The sequence below is a fragment of the Lachnoanaerobaculum sp. ICM7 genome (assembly GCF_000287675.1).
GTDB lineage: Bacteria > Bacillota > Clostridia > Lachnospirales > Lachnospiraceae > Lachnoanaerobaculum.
Genome location: NZ_ALJL01000037.1, coordinates 15,546 through 30,054, shown reverse-complemented (window position 1 = coordinate 30,054; position 14,509 = coordinate 15,546). Strand labels below are relative to the sequence as shown.

The window sequence follows — 14,509 nt, the reverse complement described above, 5'->3', positions numbered from 1 at the left end:
GGGAGCTTGACTGCGACACCGACGGGTGGAGCAGGTACGAAAGTAGGACTTAGTGATCCGGTGGCATAAAGTGGGATTGCCATCGCTCAACGGATAAAAGCTACCCTGGGGATAACAGGCTTATCACTCCCAAGAGTTCACATCGACGGAGTGGTTTGGCACCTCGATGTCGGCTCATCGCATCCTGGGGCTGTAGCAGGTCCCAAGGGTTGGGCTGTTCGCCCATTAAGGCGGTACGCGAGCTGGGTTCAGAACGTCGTGAGACAGTTCGGTCCCTATCCGGCGTGGGCGTAAGATATTTGAGAGGAGCCGTCCTTAGTACGAGAGGACCGGGACGGACTGACCGCTGGTGTACCTGTTGGGGAGTAACTCCATGGCAGGGTAGCTATGTCGGGACGGGATAAACGCTGAAGGCATCTAAGCGTGAAGCCCCCCTCAAGATGGGATATCTCATGTGAAAACAGTAAGACCCCTTGAATACTACGAGGTAGATAGGGCCAAGATGTAAGTACAGTAATGTATTAAGTTGATGGTTACTAATAGGTCGAGGGTTTAACCAAGAAGGATAGAAATTTATAATACTCGGAATTTGGTAGGCAGTTTTGAAGGTACATACCTTTATATGGCCCGATGGCTCAGTTGGTTAGAGCGCCGCCCTGTCACGGCGGAGGTCGTCGGTTCGAGTCCGATTCGGGTCGTTACTTAAAGAATTCCAGCCTTTAAGTTTAAATATGGGATCTTAGCTCAGCTGGGAGAGCATCTGCCTTACAAGCAGAGGGTCACAGGTTCGAGCCCTGTAGGTCCCATTCATCTTTGAAAAAAGATGGTATTGACATTATATTAGTCATATGATAGTATAGTGTACATGCCGATATGGCTCAATTGGCAGAGCAGCTGATTTGTAATCAGCAGGTTATCGGTTCGAGTCCGATTATCGGCTTTTACTCTTAGGAGTAAAGGTAAAGAACTAAATAAGTTTGGGGGAATTCCCGAGAGGCCAAAGGGGACAGACTGTAAATCTGCTAGCACTGCTTTCGGTGGTTCGAATCCACCTTCCCCCATTGTTCAGTCACTCTTTTTAAGAGTGAGTTTTATTCTGAATATAGTTATCGCGGGGTAGAGCAGTCTGGAAGCTCGTCGGGCTCATAACCCGGAGGCCGCAGGTTCAAATCCTGTCCCCGCAATTATGCCTTGATAGCTCAGTTGGTAGAGCAGAGGACTGAAAATCCTCGTGTCACTGGTTCGATTCCGGTTCAAGGCATTTATTCTTTTATGGGATACTAGCTCAGGTGGTAGAGCACTTGACTTTTAATCAAGTTGTCCCGGGTTCGAGTCCCGGGTGTCTCACTAGTATGAAAAGGCTTAAAGCTTTGATTTATAAGGCTTTGAGCCTTTTTTTAATTTTACCTGTAGATATGAATGTAAGGTAATCGTATAGGAGGTATACAGCCCTACGGGGAAAAGGCCGGTGTAACTCCGACTTACTTTCCTATAATTAAAATAGAAATTTAGAGACACTTAATATAGGTGTCTCTTTTGACATACTTTTTATTAAATGCGACCAAAGCAAAGGCTGAGCTACGGATCGGGATAAAAAAGATGAAGGTTAAATGGCTTGGTAAAACAGATTTTTTGGTATTAACAAATAACAAGATTTATGATGTAATATCTATAGAGAGTGGTTGGTATAGAATCATAGATGATTCAGGTGACGATTATTTGTATCCTCCTGATATGTTTGAAATCGTTGAGGAAGATAAATAATATGATGGGAAAGTAATTCTTACGGAGGTTTGTATATCATAATGAAAACTTTTTTACTTAAAAATGATAAAAACAGGATTTATTTTCAGAATCACGAGAGAATTTCGGCGGAAGAAGAGCTGAAAAAATTACAAAGTATTTTAAAAAAGAAAAATATCAGTATCGGTAGAAAGCATGAAACATCATTGGATGATTTGTATGATTGCGAAATAGGCGGAAATCCTTTTACTATTGTAAGAACTGAAGAGGAAACTTTTTTATATGCAGAATGCACGGATACCATTGAGAAGCTGTTAAAGATATTTGAGTAAAGGGATAAAAGATGGCAGATAAGATCAGCATTGAAGGAATAGCCTATATTGTAGAAAGAATAGTAGAAAGAGCAAGGGAAGCAGCTGTAGAATCAAGAGGTGATAGAAAAGACTCGTTTAAAGATGGAAGAGCATTGGCATATTATGAAGTTTTGGATATTCTAAGAACAGAATTTGATGTTCGAGAAATAAGTTTATATAGGATTGGATTAGACTTTGATTTGGAGCGAGAACTACTTTAATATTATCTTATAGCAAATTATTAGTATATATCGAGGTGATAAAATGAGAAACAAAAGTGAAGAAGAAATGCAAAAAGAATCTTATGAAGCTTATTTAGACAGGTTATCTATGCCGGGATGCCCTGTTAAATTATCGGATGAAGAAGTTGAAAAACTGATAAAAGAGGGGCGTATAAAACCGCTTTATGAAGTAAAAAGGGATTAGAACCGTTTATTGATTCAAATCACTTTCTATATTTAAGTTGTATGATTATTCTTACCCCAAGGCAGCCTTGTTGTGCCTGATTCTATTATCTTATCAAAGAAATTATTTACATATTCCTTGCGTTTACTTAAATCAGTGTTCTCCAATACCTTGTCTACAAAACTGTTGAATTTACCTGCATCCTTGTTTATATCATCAACATACTCAAAGTTTGTTCTTATACAGTTCCAGTTGAGTATATCATGCTGTAGGAAAGCAATATTATCGGCTTTTACCACTTTTATATTTTTTGTATTGTTAAAAATCATGCCAACCACACAAAAGTCAGGAACTATTTTGATTATTTTATTCTTTATAGCATTCATTATATCGGTATTGATTACTTCATCACAAAGGTCGGGTCCGTCATTATTATAGATGGTTGTAATTCTATCCCTAAATAGTTCATCACACATTGCACAGGAGTAGATTGCAAGATTACCGCCCTTACTATGTCCTCCAACTATAAAATCTGTATTCGGATGACGAGAAATAACCTGCTTTAGAAAATCCAGTGCAAATTTTTGAGCCGGAATAACTGAAAAACTCATCATAAAGTCTTCTTTCCAAGCAACAATACTGTCATCGGTTCCTCTGAATGCAATATACATCTGACTGTCGTCATACATAAATCCGGTTGAGGAAAATTGATATTTTTTCTCATGATAGAGATCTATATAATCAAGGATCATAACATTACCGAATCTCTCGGAAGTTGCGAGAGCGTTCAAAAAATCCACATTTATTTCACTCATATAACCGTAGTGATAGTCATGAGTAATTAGATATCTGCAGGCATCTGCAAGAGAAACGCCTATTGAGTTTATTTCATTTTGTAAGTCTTTTAAGTCAAGATAGGAGAATAATGAAAAAACCGCATTATCAAGTTCATTAAAAGGAGAAACATCAAAAGATAAATCTCCACGCCATTTTATATAGTCAATGATATTTGCCATTATAACCTCCTTTTGTAAATACAGTATGTATGGCTGCAGAAAATATTGTTACTTAGATATACAATAATATAAAAGCAATTGATTGTAAACATAGATAAAGTGAAGTAAGTATTAAAAATAATTAATAAAGAAATAGAACAGTGTAGAAGATGAAAAGACTGTATATTCTGATTTAACAGGACATACAGTCTTTAAAGCGTATTACATATACTACTTAGTAGAGTTACATGTTTTAAGGATGACATATTTGACAAGGTGTATATCCTTTGGAAATAGCCTCATCTCTTGTTCCGCTAAAAGGTATCTTATTATGTTCCCTCATCTTTTGTACTGCAGTACAGTTTGAATAATGGAATACATGGCTGTTTTTATTTAATATATAATCAGTAGCTCTGTTATTTACAACAGTTCCTGTATTTGAACTGTTATTAGAAGCTGAAGTTGATGTATTCTGAGTATTTGATTTTGAGCTGCCTGTAGACTGTGAAGCCGGGATATATGCACCGTCTGCACCTACCTGATATCCGTCTACAACAGTATTTGTCAGCATTGCACCGGTAGAACCGAGATAATAGTTGCCAAGCCATTGATTAGATAGCATATAACCATTCTCATTAAAATAATACCATGATCCGTCTATCTGCTCCCAAATAGATTTAGGAAAGCTTTTATCGTCTCTTTCGTACCACCAGCCTACATTATCCTGTTTCCATGTTCCTGCAAATACAGGCATTGCAAGAATTGTACTGATAGCGAGAGTGGATAATGCCAAATAAAATCTTTTTTTCATACTAACTCCTTAAAATATAAATATAAATTTAATTATTAATTAATATTATATAACGTTTGCAAAAGCTGTCAACTTATATCTTATACTATGAATATAAGTTTCAGTAAAAGTTTTTGTTGGCAAATAATAAAAACTTTTATATAATGGTTAATGTATAAATAGTTTACGGGATGTGGTGCAGTTTGGTAGCACACTTGACTGGGGGTCAAGAGGTCGCAAGTTCAAGTCTTGTCATTCCGATATTAAAATGGCTTAAACATGTATGACACTTGTTTAAGCCATTTACAGCATTAGGGAGGCGCTTGCAGAAGAAAAAATAGGGATTCGCATGTTATTACCTGAAGAAATTGAACAGCTTAAAAAAGAAGGACGTCTAAAGCCGCTTTATGAAGTCTGATAAAAGTCCCTCAAGTACATACACTCACATAAACCTTAAATGAAAATTAATTTGTATAAATTTTAATATATGATAAAATGAACCTAAAGTAGCTATAAAAAGCAAGCATAGTAGAGAGGAGAAAAGATATGAGTAGAAAGAATGATTTTTATTTATATTTCTGGGGAGGACTTATCATGCTGGTAGTAGGTTTGTTCTTCTTATCACAAAAGGTAACTGTGACAAATTCCTTCTGGGGCGGCGGCATTAGACTGATGGGTATGCACATCAGTTCAGGGTTGGTGATAGTACCGTTTATCTTTTCTTTAGTCTGGATGTTTATAAGACCGAATAAAGGTTCAAAGATTGCTATGGTGCTAAGTGTACTTTTGATTATAGCAAGTCTCATTCAGTCGACCAGATTTTATATTCAGTATTTGACACTTTTTGATTGGGTAGTTATGTTGGTACTTATTTTCGGAGGTGCGGCATTTATAGCAAAGAGTATGCTTATTAAATTTTAATAATAAAAGAGCAGGTGACTCACTTAAGTTCCTGCTCTTTTTAATTTCTTTATTCTGCAACTGCATTTGTCTTATGCCCTGCTACCATAGCATGTCCTGTGATAAAACACATTACCAGTCCGACAACTGCTACAATTGCCCAGAATTGATGTTTCTTTAGCATATTAAATCCCCTTTATTATTGAATCCAAACACCGTCTTGATTTATATTATATCCGTCGATAGTTGTATTTGTAACCATCTGTCCGTTGGCATCAAGGTAATACCAATGTCCGTTGTACTCAATCCAGCCCTTCTTATAAAGACCTGACTCCTCAAAATAGTACCACTTATCATTTATAAGTGCCCAACCTACAGGCATGTCACCGTTTGGCTGATTGAGATAATATTTGTTACCATTATTCTCGATCCATCCTGTAAGCATATTTCCGTTAGCATCAAAGAAATACCAAAGGTTGTTTACCATAAACCAGTTAGTAGCATGTGTACCGTCAGCCTTTCTGTAATGCCATGTATTGTTTGTCTGATACCATCCGGTAACGGTTGCGTTGTTTGTTCCTGTAGAAGTAGTGCTGTTAGTATTGTTGGAGTTTGGAGTTGTACCGCTTCTTTTCTTTTTATATTCAGCTATCGCATCATAGTCAAAATTCTCGATATCAGAATCTACAGCCATACTTGGACCACCCTTTAAAGGATAAACTTTAAAATGGTAGTTGCCTGCACCATTGTCGATTATCAGTTTTGTAAAATCATATTTCTCGGAGCTTGCGGCATTATTAGATCCAACCTTTTTGTTTCCCTTATACAACTGTACCTTGTACTTTGTTTTGTCCTCAGTCTCATCCCAGGTTGCCAATGCCTTGTCTCCTACATCCCATGAAGCACTGCCTATACTATAGTCGGCAGCAAATACCGACATACTCATAAAGAGGGAAAAAAGCAGTGAAAAAATTAAAACAAGTCTTTTCATAAAATTCCTTTCTTCTATATCAACTTCTTTTACGCCTCTTCATAGAGGCATATATTTTATTACATTGTAACACATAAATTAAGTAGTTAATATTACTTTTCATTAAAGATAATAATATACTTTTTTGAACAGCTGTAAAAGGTGAAATTATTTTTCTTTTTTTACAGTATCCAGATATCTGTACATACTGGCAGGAGAGCATGACAGTCTGTGACCTACGGTTTTTATGGCACCTTTCATAGAAAAAATACCTTTTTGATAAAGCTGACGTATTATATCAAGCTTTTCTGAATGACTCAGTTTGCTGAAGGGAAGAGACTTATCAATTCTTTTTAATACTTCATCTATAGTATTTGAAATGTTTTCTGAAAAAACTGCCTGTTCATCGTTTCCCTTTATCTCAATAGAAATATTTTTGGATACATAATTATCCGGATGACATAGAGAAAAAACAAGGTTTGAAAGTTCTCTGTATCTGTTGTCGTCAAAGTTTATATTGAGAGCTCCTACAGGTTTGCCTTTTTCATCTTTTATATAAAATGTAGAGCATCTGAGGATTTTGCCGTTGGCTGAAAGAGCTCTATAGTTTGATATCCATTTCTTATCAGCAGTTTCTTTATTCTGCAATAGGGTTTTCATCGTTGTACTGAGCATATCACCTGTTTGTCTGCCGCTTATATCTCCGTTTATTATATATATTATATGTTTTAGATCATATAGTATGATTTCATAGTCCGGCCCAAGCAGAGTGCTCAAAAAATCGGAAATATCAATATATCGCTTTACATCAAATTCATTCATAAATACTCCAAATCATATTTGTATTGTACCGTCATATTAAAGCATGAAGAAATATCTGTTATTATTATACCAAAACTTAAAATATTATGATATAAAAATTAAGTTTTAAGCAAAATCACGAAAATGACAAATTGATCAAAAAGAAGTTGATATAAAGAAAATGAGAAAAAATTCTCATAAAAATTCTCAAAGATTATTTTATTTAAAAATACATATGAAAATAGAGGGCTTTTAACTATATATCTGTATATTTGCTTAAAGTCGAAGTTAAGAAAAATCCCGATAAATTTATCAAATAGCAATTTCTTTATTTCCAAAGAATTATCTTAAAATAAAAAATTAATGCAAAATGCACATAAATATACTAAAATTAAACAGTAATAAGCTTTTTATTAAACAATATTGACAATGTTATAAAAAGGTGATAAATTATTCTCATAGCAATATTTAGATAATATTTCACTTAAATATATAACTTTTAGAGATTAAATAAATATAGTCTCGATAATCAGATGATATATATGTTGCTTAAAAGGATTGTAATACCGTCCGCCAGTCGTTACTTGCGATGACCGGGGTATCAAAATATATTTTTGTATTTGGAGGTATTAAAATGGAGTATGAGAAGATGTTAGGTGTGGAGGCACCAAAGTCATGGACACATGTAGTGAGAGAAGTTCCTACAGTTACACAGGAGCAAAGAAGAAAAGCCCTGGAGATGACTCATTATAATGAGTTTGCTTTCCCTGCAGGCCTTTTATATATTGACTGCCTTTCAGACTCAGGTACTACATCAATGACAGACACACAATGGTCGGCTATGTTCCTTGCAGACGAGTCCTACGGAAGAAATAAAGGATATTATGTTCTTTTGGATGCATTCAGAGATGTATGGGAAAGAGGAGACGATCAGAAGAGACTTATCAACTACATCAAAGAGGGAGTAGACAAGGATGATGTAGAGAAGATGATGAATGAAGTGTATCTGGTTGACTATGAGGGTGGATTTATCAATGGCGGTAAGTATCAGCTTTCAAGACCTAACACATTTATCGTTCCACAGGGACGTTGTGCGGAGGCACTTTTATTTGATGTATTAAAGCCTTTATTTGCAAAGAGATGGCCGGGTAAAGTATTTACTATTCCGTCAAATGCTCACTTTGATACTACAGAAGGTAATATCAAGCAGATGGGTAATGTACCTAGAAATCTTTTCCATAAGGAGATTTTATTTGAGGTACCTGAGAACGGAAAGTATGAGAAGAATCCTTTCAAAGGAGATATGGACATAGATAAGCTCAATCAGCTTATTGAAGCTGTGGGCGTTGAGAATGTTCCGCTTATTTATTCTACAGTAACAAACAACTCTGTATGCGGACAGGCTGTTTCTATGAAGAATATCAGAGAAGTTTCAAAGATAGCACATAAGTACAATATCCCGTTTGTTATGGACGGTGCAAGATGGGCAGAAAACTGCTACTTCATAAAGATGAATGAAGAGGGTTATGCTGACAAGTCAATCTGTGAAATAGCTAAAGAGATGTTCTCTTACTTTGATGTGGTTTCAGCATCACTTAAGAAAAACGGACATGCAAATATGGGTGGTGTTTTGGCTTTCCGTGACAAGGGACTTTTCTGGCAGAAGTTCTCAGAGTTTAATGAGGACGGCAGTGTAAAGACAGATATCGGACATCTTTTAAAAGTTCGTCAGATATCAGCTTACGGTAATGATTCTTACGGCGGAATGTCGGGACATGATATCATGGCTCTTTGCCAGGGTATGTATGAAGAAGCAAGATTTGATTATCAGGATGAAAGAGTAAGACAGTGTCAGTATCTGGCAGACGGACTTACAGCAAACGGTGTTCCTGTAGTACAGCCTGCAGGCGGACATGGAATTTATATTGATGTTGATAAATTCTTTAACTATAAGAGAGGACATGAGAGCTTCGCCGGACAGGCACTTTCTTTAGAGATGATTCATCGTTACGGTATTCGTTGTTCAGAGCTTGGAGATTTCTCTATGGAATATGATTTAAAGACTCCTGAGCAGCAAAAGGAAGTATGTAATGTTGTTCGTTTGGCTATCAACAGAAGTCAGTTCAGCAAACAGCACATGGATTATATTATCGCAGCATTGACACAACTTTATAAAGACAGAGATACAGTTCCTAATTTAAAGATTACATTCGGTCATACATTACCTATGAGACATTTCCATGCATGGGCAGAGCCATATGCTCCAAGCAAAGAAGAGATGTGTGACGAAGGAAATTACGGATACTGGGAAAATAAATAAGACATATTTGCAGCCGGTCTTGTAAAGACCGGACTGCTTTAAGGGGTACTTGCATTTTTGGCAAGATGGAGGAAGTTTATGGGTTCAGATAATACGCCTGTAAAGCAGGATGGTTTTAACTCACAAATAGGTTTTATTATAGCATGTGTAGGTTCAGCTGTAGGTATGGGAAACCTGTGGAGATTTCCGGTGCTTGTGTCAGCCTGGGGGGGAATGACTTTTTTGATTCCCTACTTTATATTTGTTATATTGATAGGCAGTACAGGAGTAGTGGAAGAAATCGCACTTGGAAGGAGCACAGGAAAAGGTCCTATAGGAGCATTCGGTGCTGCTATGGCTCATGCCGGAAAGAGCAGAAAAGTAGGTGAGAGCATAGGAATTATACCTACAATAGGTTCTTTAGCTCTTGCAATAGGTTATTCATGTGTAGTAGGTTGGATATTTAAATATGTAGTAATGGCATTTACAGGAAAGCTCTTTGGAATGGGAACAAACATGGATGTCATAGGTGGAACTTTTGGATCTACAGCTACAGCATTCGGAAACAATACATGGATAATAATAGCACTCATTGTAAACTTTGCTATTATGGCATTAGGAGTTGCTGACGGTATAGAGAAAGCAAATAAGTTTATGATGCCTCTGCTTTTTGTAATGATGATCGGACTTGCTGTTTATATAGGAATACAGCCGGGTGCAGTAAACGGATACAAGTATATCTTTACTGTAAATCCTGAAGGATTAAAGGATATAAGACTTTGGATATTTGCATTCGGACAGGCATTTTTCTCACTTTCTATTGCAGGTAACGGTACCGTTGTTTACGGTTCTTATCTCAGTAAGAAAGAGGATGTACCTTTCTCTGCAATGAACATAGCTGTTTTTGATACCTGTGCGGCACTTCTTGCAGCGCTCGTTATTATACCTGCTATGGCTACATCGGGAGCGGAGCTCAGTGAAGGCGGTCCGGGACTTATGTTCATCTACCTTGTAAATATAATGAATCAGATGCCGGGCGGTATGATTGTAGGAATTATATTCTTTGTATGTGTTACATTTGCAGGACTCAGTTCACTTGTAAATCTGTATGAGGCGCCTGTAGCTACATTGCAGCAGCAGTTTAAACTAAGCAGAGTACAGTCTGTAGGAGTTATCGGAGTAATCGGTGTGGTTGTTGCAGTGCTTATACAGGGAATTGTAGGAAGCTGGATGGATGCGGTATCTATCTATATTTGCCCGATAGGTGCGGTACTGGCATCAGTAATGTTGTTCTTTGTATTTGGAAAGAATTATACCATGGAAGCGGTAAATACAGGTGCAAAGAAGCCGAAAGGAGAAATCTGGTTCTTCTTAGGTAAGTATGTATATACAGGTCTTGCATTACTTGCACTTATAGCAGGTGCATTCTATGGAGGAATAGGCTGATAAGGCTATAATGAAATAAAAAACTCTCAGACATATGTTTGGGAGTTTTTTTATTTTATATTTTGTCGGTATAAAAAATTTAAAAAAGTTATTGACAAATATTCCTATATGGAATATAGTAGCTAATAGGTTAGCACTCTAGATAAATGAGTGCTAACAAATAAAGAAGGGAGGAGCGAATGGATTCAGAGGACAGGAAAGCGATTATTTTAAAAGCCATTATAAAGAATTATATGGAAACCGGGGAGCCGGTAGGTTCAAGAACTATTTCAAAGCTCCCTGAGTTAAATTTGAGCTCTGCTACTATAAGAAATGAAATGAGCGATTTGGAAGATATGGGTTATATTTTACAGCCCCATACTTCTGCAGGACGTATACCTTCAGATAAGGGATACAGATTCTATGTAGATGAGATTTTGAGAGAAAAGGAGATAGAGACTGAGGCATTTAAGGATTTGATGTTTAAAAAAGTGGACAGATTGGAAACGCTCTTAAAGCAGTTGGCAAAGATTATTGCAAGAGACACCAATTATGCAGCTATGATATCAGGACCGAGTATACACTCAAATAAAGTAAAGTTTTTGCAACTCTCAAAGATAGATAAGTTCAAGCTCCTTTTGGTGACTGTTGCCGAAGGTAATATTATCAATAATAAGATAATAGATATCGACAGCGAAATATCGGAGAGCGAAATCTTAAACTTGAATCTGCTTATAAACACTTCATTAAACGGACTTACTGTGGAAGAGATAAACTTAAGCATTATGAATAAGTTAAGAACAGATGCAGGGGTTTATGGAGATATAGTGGATAAGGTTTTACGAGAAGTGGCAGCAGTGTTTAAAAGTGCTACCGACAACCTGGAGATATATACAAGCGGTACCACAAATATTTTCAAGTATCCTGAAATCTCTGACAGAGAGAAAGCAAGTCAGCTTGTAAACGCTTTTGAAGAAAAGGATAAGCTAAAGGAAATACTTGCAGGGGTAAATGATGATGATAATGAGGGTATCAGAGTGTATATCGGAAATGAAGTGCCGATTTCAGATATGAGAGATCTTTCCGTAGTTACAGCCAATTATGAAATAGGCGAAGGACTTAGAGGCTCTATAGGTATAGTAGGACCGAAGAGAATGGATTATGAGAAAGTATTAAAAACTATAAAAACTGTGATGGCATCGCTTGATGAGCAGTTTAAAAATGATGAATAGAGGAGAGGGCTGTGAAAGAAAAAGATTTAAAAAGAGAACATGATGAGAACAAAAAAGTTACAGAAGGCGAAGAATTAGAAGAGCCTGTTGTTGAGACTGAGGAAACACCTGAGGAGGCAGCGGCAAAGGCGGCGGCTATGGAGGCCGAGGTAGAAGAAGCTTTCAGCGATGAAAATCTTGAAGGAAAGCCTGATAAAAAAGACCTTGCCATTGCAGATTTGACAGACAGACTTAAAAGAAGCATGGCGGAGTTTGATAATTTCAGAAAGAGAAGTGAAAAAGAAAAAGCTACCATGTTTGATATGGGAGCAAGAAGTGTGGCTGAAAAACTTTTGCCGATAGTTGACAATTTTGAAAGGGCAATGACTGCAACACCTGCAGAGGGTGAAGGCAAAGCTTTTGCTGACGGAATAGCAATGATATACAATCAGATGACAAAGACTCTTGAGGATTTGGGGGTGAAGCCGATTGATTGTGTAGGCAAAGACTTTGATCCTAACTTACATAATGCAGTGATGCATATAGAAGATGAGAATTTAGGCGAAAATATTGTTGCCGAGGAACTTTTAAAAGGATATATGTACAAGGACGGTGTTCTTAGACATAGTATGGTAAAGGTTGCAAATTAATTTTTAAGACTATATTTTGCTTTGTAAAGACAAAGTGAGATATTTTATATAAATTTAGAAAATACAAATTTTGATTTATTAGGAGGAAAGAATAATGAGTAAGATTATTGGTATAGATTTAGGTACAACAAACAGCTGTGTAGCAGTTATGGAGGGTGGAAAGCCTGTAGTTATTCCAAATTCGGAAGGTTCAAGAACAACACCTTCAGTAGTAGCGTTTACAAAGACAGGTGAGAGACTTATAGGTGAGCCTGCAAAGCGTCAGGCAGTTACAAATGCAGACAGAACAATCTCTTCAATCAAGAGACATATGGGTACAGATTATAAGGTAACAATAGACGGTAAGTCATACACACCACAGGAGATTTCAGCAATGATTCTTCAGAAGCTTAAGGCTGATGCTGAGAGCTATCTGGGTGAGAAAGTTACAGAGGCTGTTATCACTGTTCCTGCATATTTCAACGATGCACAGCGTCAGGCTACAAAGGATGCAGGTAAGATTGCAGGTCTTGATGTAAAGAGAATTATCAACGAGCCTACAGCCGCAGCTCTTGCTTACGGTCTTGACAATGATGCCGAGCAAAAGATTATGGTATATGACCTTGGTGGTGGTACATTCGACGTTTCAATCATTGAAATCGGTGACGGAGTTATAGAAGTTTTGGCTACAAACGGTGATACACATCTTGGTGGTGACGACTTTGATAATAAGATTACAGATTGGCTTGTAAGCGAGTTTAAGAAGGCAGAGGGTGTGGATCTTTCAACAGATAAGATGGCACTTCAAAGACTTAGAGAAGCTGCAGAGAAGGCTAAAAAAGAGCTTTCAACAGCAACAACAACAAATATTAACCTTCCGTTTATCACTGCAACAGCAGAGGGACCGAAGCACCTTGATATTACTCTTACAAGAGCTAAGTTTGATGAGCTTACACTTGACCTTATTGAAAGAACAGCTGTACCTGTACAGAATGCTCTTAAGGATGCAGGTATCACAGCAAGCGATCTTGGAAAGGTATTGCTTGTAGGTGGATCTACAAGAATGATCAATGCACAGGATAAGGTAAAAGCCCTTACAGGTATGGAGCCTTCAAAGAGCATCAACCCTGATGAGGGTGTTGCAATCGGTGCAGGTGTTCAGGGAGGTAAGCTTTCAGGAGAAGCAGGCTCAGGAGATGTATTGCTTCTTGATGTTACTCCGCTTTCACTTTCAATCGAGACAATGGGTGGTGTAGCTACAAGACTTATTGAGAGAAATACTACAATACCTACAAAGAAGAGCCAGATATTCTCTACAGCTGCAGACAATCAGGAAGCTGTTGACATCCATGTTGTACAGGGTGAGAGACAGTTTGCAAGAGATAACAAGACTTTAGGACAGTTCAGACTTGACGGAATCCTTCCTGCAAAGAGAGGTGTTCCACAGATCGAAGTTACATTTGATATAGATGCAAACGGTATCGTTAATGTATCTGCAAAAGACCTTGGAACAGGTAAGGAGCAACATATCACAATTACAGCAGGTTCAAATATGTCAGATAGTGATATAGACAAGGCTGTAAAGGAAGCTGCAGAGTTTGAGGCACAGGATAAGAAGAGAAAAGAAGGCATTGATGCAAGAAATGAGGCCGACTCTATAGTATTCCAGACTGAGAATGCTCTAAAAGAGGTTGGTGACAATCTTGATGCAAATGACAAGGCTGCAGTTGAAGCTGATCTTACTACGTTAAAAGAGGCTATCAACAGAGCACCGATTGATGCTATGACAGATGATCAGATAAATGATATCAAGGCAGGCAAAGAGAAGCTTATGGAAAGTGCTCAGAAGCTTTTTGCAAAGGTATATGAGCAGGCAGGTGCAGCTCAGAATGCAGGTGCAACAGGTGCCGATACAACAGGAGCACAGGATGCAGGTACATCTTCAAATGATGATGTTATAGACGGTGATTTTAAAGAGGTATAATAAG

14 protein-coding genes, 8 tRNA genes and 1 rRNA gene are annotated in these 14,509 nt (G+C 37.4%); 19 read left to right on the top strand and 4 right to left on the bottom strand.

All coding sequences use genetic code 11. The features are described 5' to 3' along the window. The 12 genes from HMPREF1140_RS12780 to HMPREF1140_RS13455 all read left to right on the top strand — a co-directional run. A 23S ribosomal RNA gene (locus tag HMPREF1140_RS12780) occupies positions 1-560 on the top strand; the annotation flags it as partial. Between the two features lie 64 nt (positions 561-624). Further along, positions 625-698, top strand: a tRNA-Asp gene (locus HMPREF1140_RS12775). Positions 699-733: 35 nt separating this feature from the next. Further along, positions 734-806: transfer RNA gene (locus HMPREF1140_RS12770), tRNA-Val, on the top strand. A gap of 61 nt (positions 807-867) precedes the next feature. Further along, positions 868-940, top strand: a tRNA-Thr gene (locus HMPREF1140_RS12765). Positions 941-979: 39 nt separating this feature from the next. Next, a tRNA-Tyr gene (locus HMPREF1140_RS12760) sits at positions 980-1,061 on the top strand. Positions 1,062-1,110: 49 nt separating this feature from the next. Next, a tRNA-Met gene (locus tag HMPREF1140_RS12755) sits at positions 1,111-1,184 on the top strand. A gap of 4 nt (positions 1,185-1,188) precedes the next feature. Then, positions 1,189-1,261, top strand: a tRNA-Phe gene (locus HMPREF1140_RS12750). Positions 1,262-1,274: 13 nt separating this feature from the next. Then, positions 1,275-1,347, top strand: a tRNA-Lys gene (locus tag HMPREF1140_RS12745). A 252-nt stretch (positions 1,348-1,599) separates the two neighbouring features. Next, on the top strand, positions 1,600-1,764 hold the full coding sequence (locus HMPREF1140_RS13625) for a hypothetical protein (RefSeq protein WP_009664244.1): 165 nt from the start codon (positions 1,600-1,602) through the stop codon (positions 1,762-1,764). Positions 1,765-1,805: 41 nt separating this feature from the next. Further along, positions 1,806-2,075, top strand: coding sequence for a hypothetical protein (locus HMPREF1140_RS12735; protein WP_009664241.1), 270 nt, complete (start codon positions 1,806-1,808; stop codon positions 2,073-2,075). A gap of 11 nt (positions 2,076-2,086) precedes the next feature. Then, on the top strand, positions 2,087-2,317 hold the full coding sequence (locus HMPREF1140_RS12730; protein WP_009664229.1) for a hypothetical protein: 231 nt from the start codon (positions 2,087-2,089) through the stop codon (positions 2,315-2,317). A gap of 43 nt (positions 2,318-2,360) precedes the next feature. Then, positions 2,361-2,522 (top strand): hypothetical protein, encoded by a 162-nt coding sequence (locus tag HMPREF1140_RS13455; protein ID WP_009664233.1) that lies wholly within the window; start codon positions 2,361-2,363, stop codon positions 2,520-2,522. A gap of 32 nt (positions 2,523-2,554) precedes the next feature. On the opposite strand, the gene HMPREF1140_RS12725 is transcribed toward HMPREF1140_RS13455, so the two are convergent. Both HMPREF1140_RS12725 and HMPREF1140_RS13365 read right to left on the bottom strand, forming a co-directional pair. After that, on the bottom strand, positions 2,555-3,517 hold the full coding sequence (locus HMPREF1140_RS12725; protein WP_009664235.1) for an Mbeg1-like protein: 963 nt from the start codon (positions 3,515-3,517) through the stop codon (positions 2,555-2,557). A 232-nt stretch (positions 3,518-3,749) separates the two neighbouring features. Continuing rightward, the gene (locus HMPREF1140_RS13365; RefSeq protein WP_009664222.1) at positions 3,750-4,307 is read right to left on the bottom strand and encodes a lysozyme domain protein; all 558 of its coding nucleotides are present in this window, start codon (positions 4,305-4,307) and stop codon (positions 3,750-3,752) included. Between the two features lie 166 nt (positions 4,308-4,473). Here HMPREF1140_RS13365 and HMPREF1140_RS12715 point away from each other — a divergent pair. Both HMPREF1140_RS12715 and HMPREF1140_RS12710 read left to right on the top strand, forming a co-directional pair. Beyond that, positions 4,474-4,547: transfer RNA gene (locus HMPREF1140_RS12715), tRNA-Pro, on the top strand. Positions 4,548-4,832: 285 nt separating this feature from the next. After that, complete coding sequence (locus tag HMPREF1140_RS12710; RefSeq protein ID WP_009664220.1) at positions 4,833-5,207, top strand: hypothetical protein; 375 nt, start codon at positions 4,833-4,835, stop codon at positions 5,205-5,207. Between the two features lie 178 nt (positions 5,208-5,385). On the opposite strand, the gene HMPREF1140_RS12705 is transcribed toward HMPREF1140_RS12710, so the two are convergent. Beyond that, complete coding sequence (locus tag HMPREF1140_RS12705) at positions 5,386-6,177, bottom strand: N-acetylmuramoyl-L-alanine amidase family protein (protein WP_009664239.1); 792 nt, start codon at positions 6,175-6,177, stop codon at positions 5,386-5,388. 147 nt (positions 6,178-6,324) lie between these two features. Continuing rightward, positions 6,325-6,978: a helix-turn-helix transcriptional regulator gene (locus tag HMPREF1140_RS12700; protein ID WP_009664245.1), complete on the bottom strand. Its 654-nt coding sequence runs from the start codon at positions 6,976-6,978 to the stop codon at positions 6,325-6,327. A 613-nt stretch (positions 6,979-7,591) separates the two neighbouring features. Between HMPREF1140_RS12700 and HMPREF1140_RS12695 the strand changes: the two genes are divergently transcribed. The 5 genes from HMPREF1140_RS12695 (at position 7,592) to dnaK (ending at position 14,505) form a co-directional block, all read left to right on the top strand. Continuing rightward, complete coding sequence (locus HMPREF1140_RS12695) at positions 7,592-9,277, top strand: tryptophanase (protein ID WP_009664234.1); 1,686 nt, start codon at positions 7,592-7,594, stop codon at positions 9,275-9,277. Between the two features lie 78 nt (positions 9,278-9,355). After that, on the top strand, positions 9,356-10,702 hold the full coding sequence (locus HMPREF1140_RS12690; RefSeq protein WP_009664225.1) for a sodium-dependent transporter: 1,347 nt from the start codon (positions 9,356-9,358) through the stop codon (positions 10,700-10,702). 179 nt (positions 10,703-10,881) lie between these two features. Continuing rightward, entirely contained in the window at positions 10,882-11,913 is a 1,032-nt protein-coding gene (gene hrcA, locus HMPREF1140_RS12685; RefSeq protein ID WP_009664230.1) for a heat-inducible transcriptional repressor HrcA, read from the top strand. 11 nt (positions 11,914-11,924) lie between these two features. Next, positions 11,925-12,542 (top strand): nucleotide exchange factor GrpE, encoded by a 618-nt coding sequence (grpE, locus tag HMPREF1140_RS12680; RefSeq protein ID WP_009664237.1) that lies wholly within the window; start codon positions 11,925-11,927, stop codon positions 12,540-12,542. Between the two features lie 94 nt (positions 12,543-12,636). Next, on the top strand, positions 12,637-14,505 hold the full coding sequence (dnaK, locus tag HMPREF1140_RS12675; protein ID WP_009664238.1) for a molecular chaperone DnaK: 1,869 nt from the start codon (positions 12,637-12,639) through the stop codon (positions 14,503-14,505). The last annotated feature ends 4 nt before the right edge of the window (positions 14,506-14,509 follow it).

Coding starts and splice junctions, on each gene's coding strand:
- HMPREF1140_RS13625 (WP_009664244.1), top strand. CDS start 1,600: ATGAAGGTTAAATGGCTTGGTAAAACAGATTTTTTGGTATTAACAAAT.
- HMPREF1140_RS12735 (WP_009664241.1), top strand. CDS start 1,806: ATGAAAACTTTTTTACTTAAAAATGATAAAAACAGGATTTATTTTCAG.
- HMPREF1140_RS12730 (WP_009664229.1), top strand. CDS start 2,087: ATGGCAGATAAGATCAGCATTGAAGGAATAGCCTATATTGTAGAAAGA.
- HMPREF1140_RS13455 (WP_009664233.1), top strand. CDS start 2,361: ATGAGAAACAAAAGTGAAGAAGAAATGCAAAAAGAATCTTATGAAGCT.
- HMPREF1140_RS12725 (WP_009664235.1), bottom strand. CDS start 3,517: ATGGCAAATATCATTGACTATATAAAATGGCGTGGAGATTTATCTTTT.
- HMPREF1140_RS13365 (WP_009664222.1), bottom strand. CDS start 4,307: ATGAAAAAAAGATTTTATTTGGCATTATCCACTCTCGCTATCAGTACA.
- HMPREF1140_RS12710 (WP_009664220.1), top strand. CDS start 4,833: ATGAGTAGAAAGAATGATTTTTATTTATATTTCTGGGGAGGACTTATC.
- HMPREF1140_RS12705 (WP_009664239.1), bottom strand. CDS start 6,177: ATGAAAAGACTTGTTTTAATTTTTTCACTGCTTTTTTCCCTCTTTATG.
- HMPREF1140_RS12700 (WP_009664245.1), bottom strand. CDS start 6,978: ATGAATGAATTTGATGTAAAGCGATATATTGATATTTCCGATTTTTTG.
- HMPREF1140_RS12695 (WP_009664234.1), top strand. CDS start 7,592: ATGGAGTATGAGAAGATGTTAGGTGTGGAGGCACCAAAGTCATGGACA.
- HMPREF1140_RS12690 (WP_009664225.1), top strand. CDS start 9,356: ATGGGTTCAGATAATACGCCTGTAAAGCAGGATGGTTTTAACTCACAA.
- hrcA (WP_009664230.1), top strand. CDS start 10,882: ATGGATTCAGAGGACAGGAAAGCGATTATTTTAAAAGCCATTATAAAG.
- dnaK (WP_009664238.1), top strand. CDS start 12,637: ATGAGTAAGATTATTGGTATAGATTTAGGTACAACAAACAGCTGTGTA.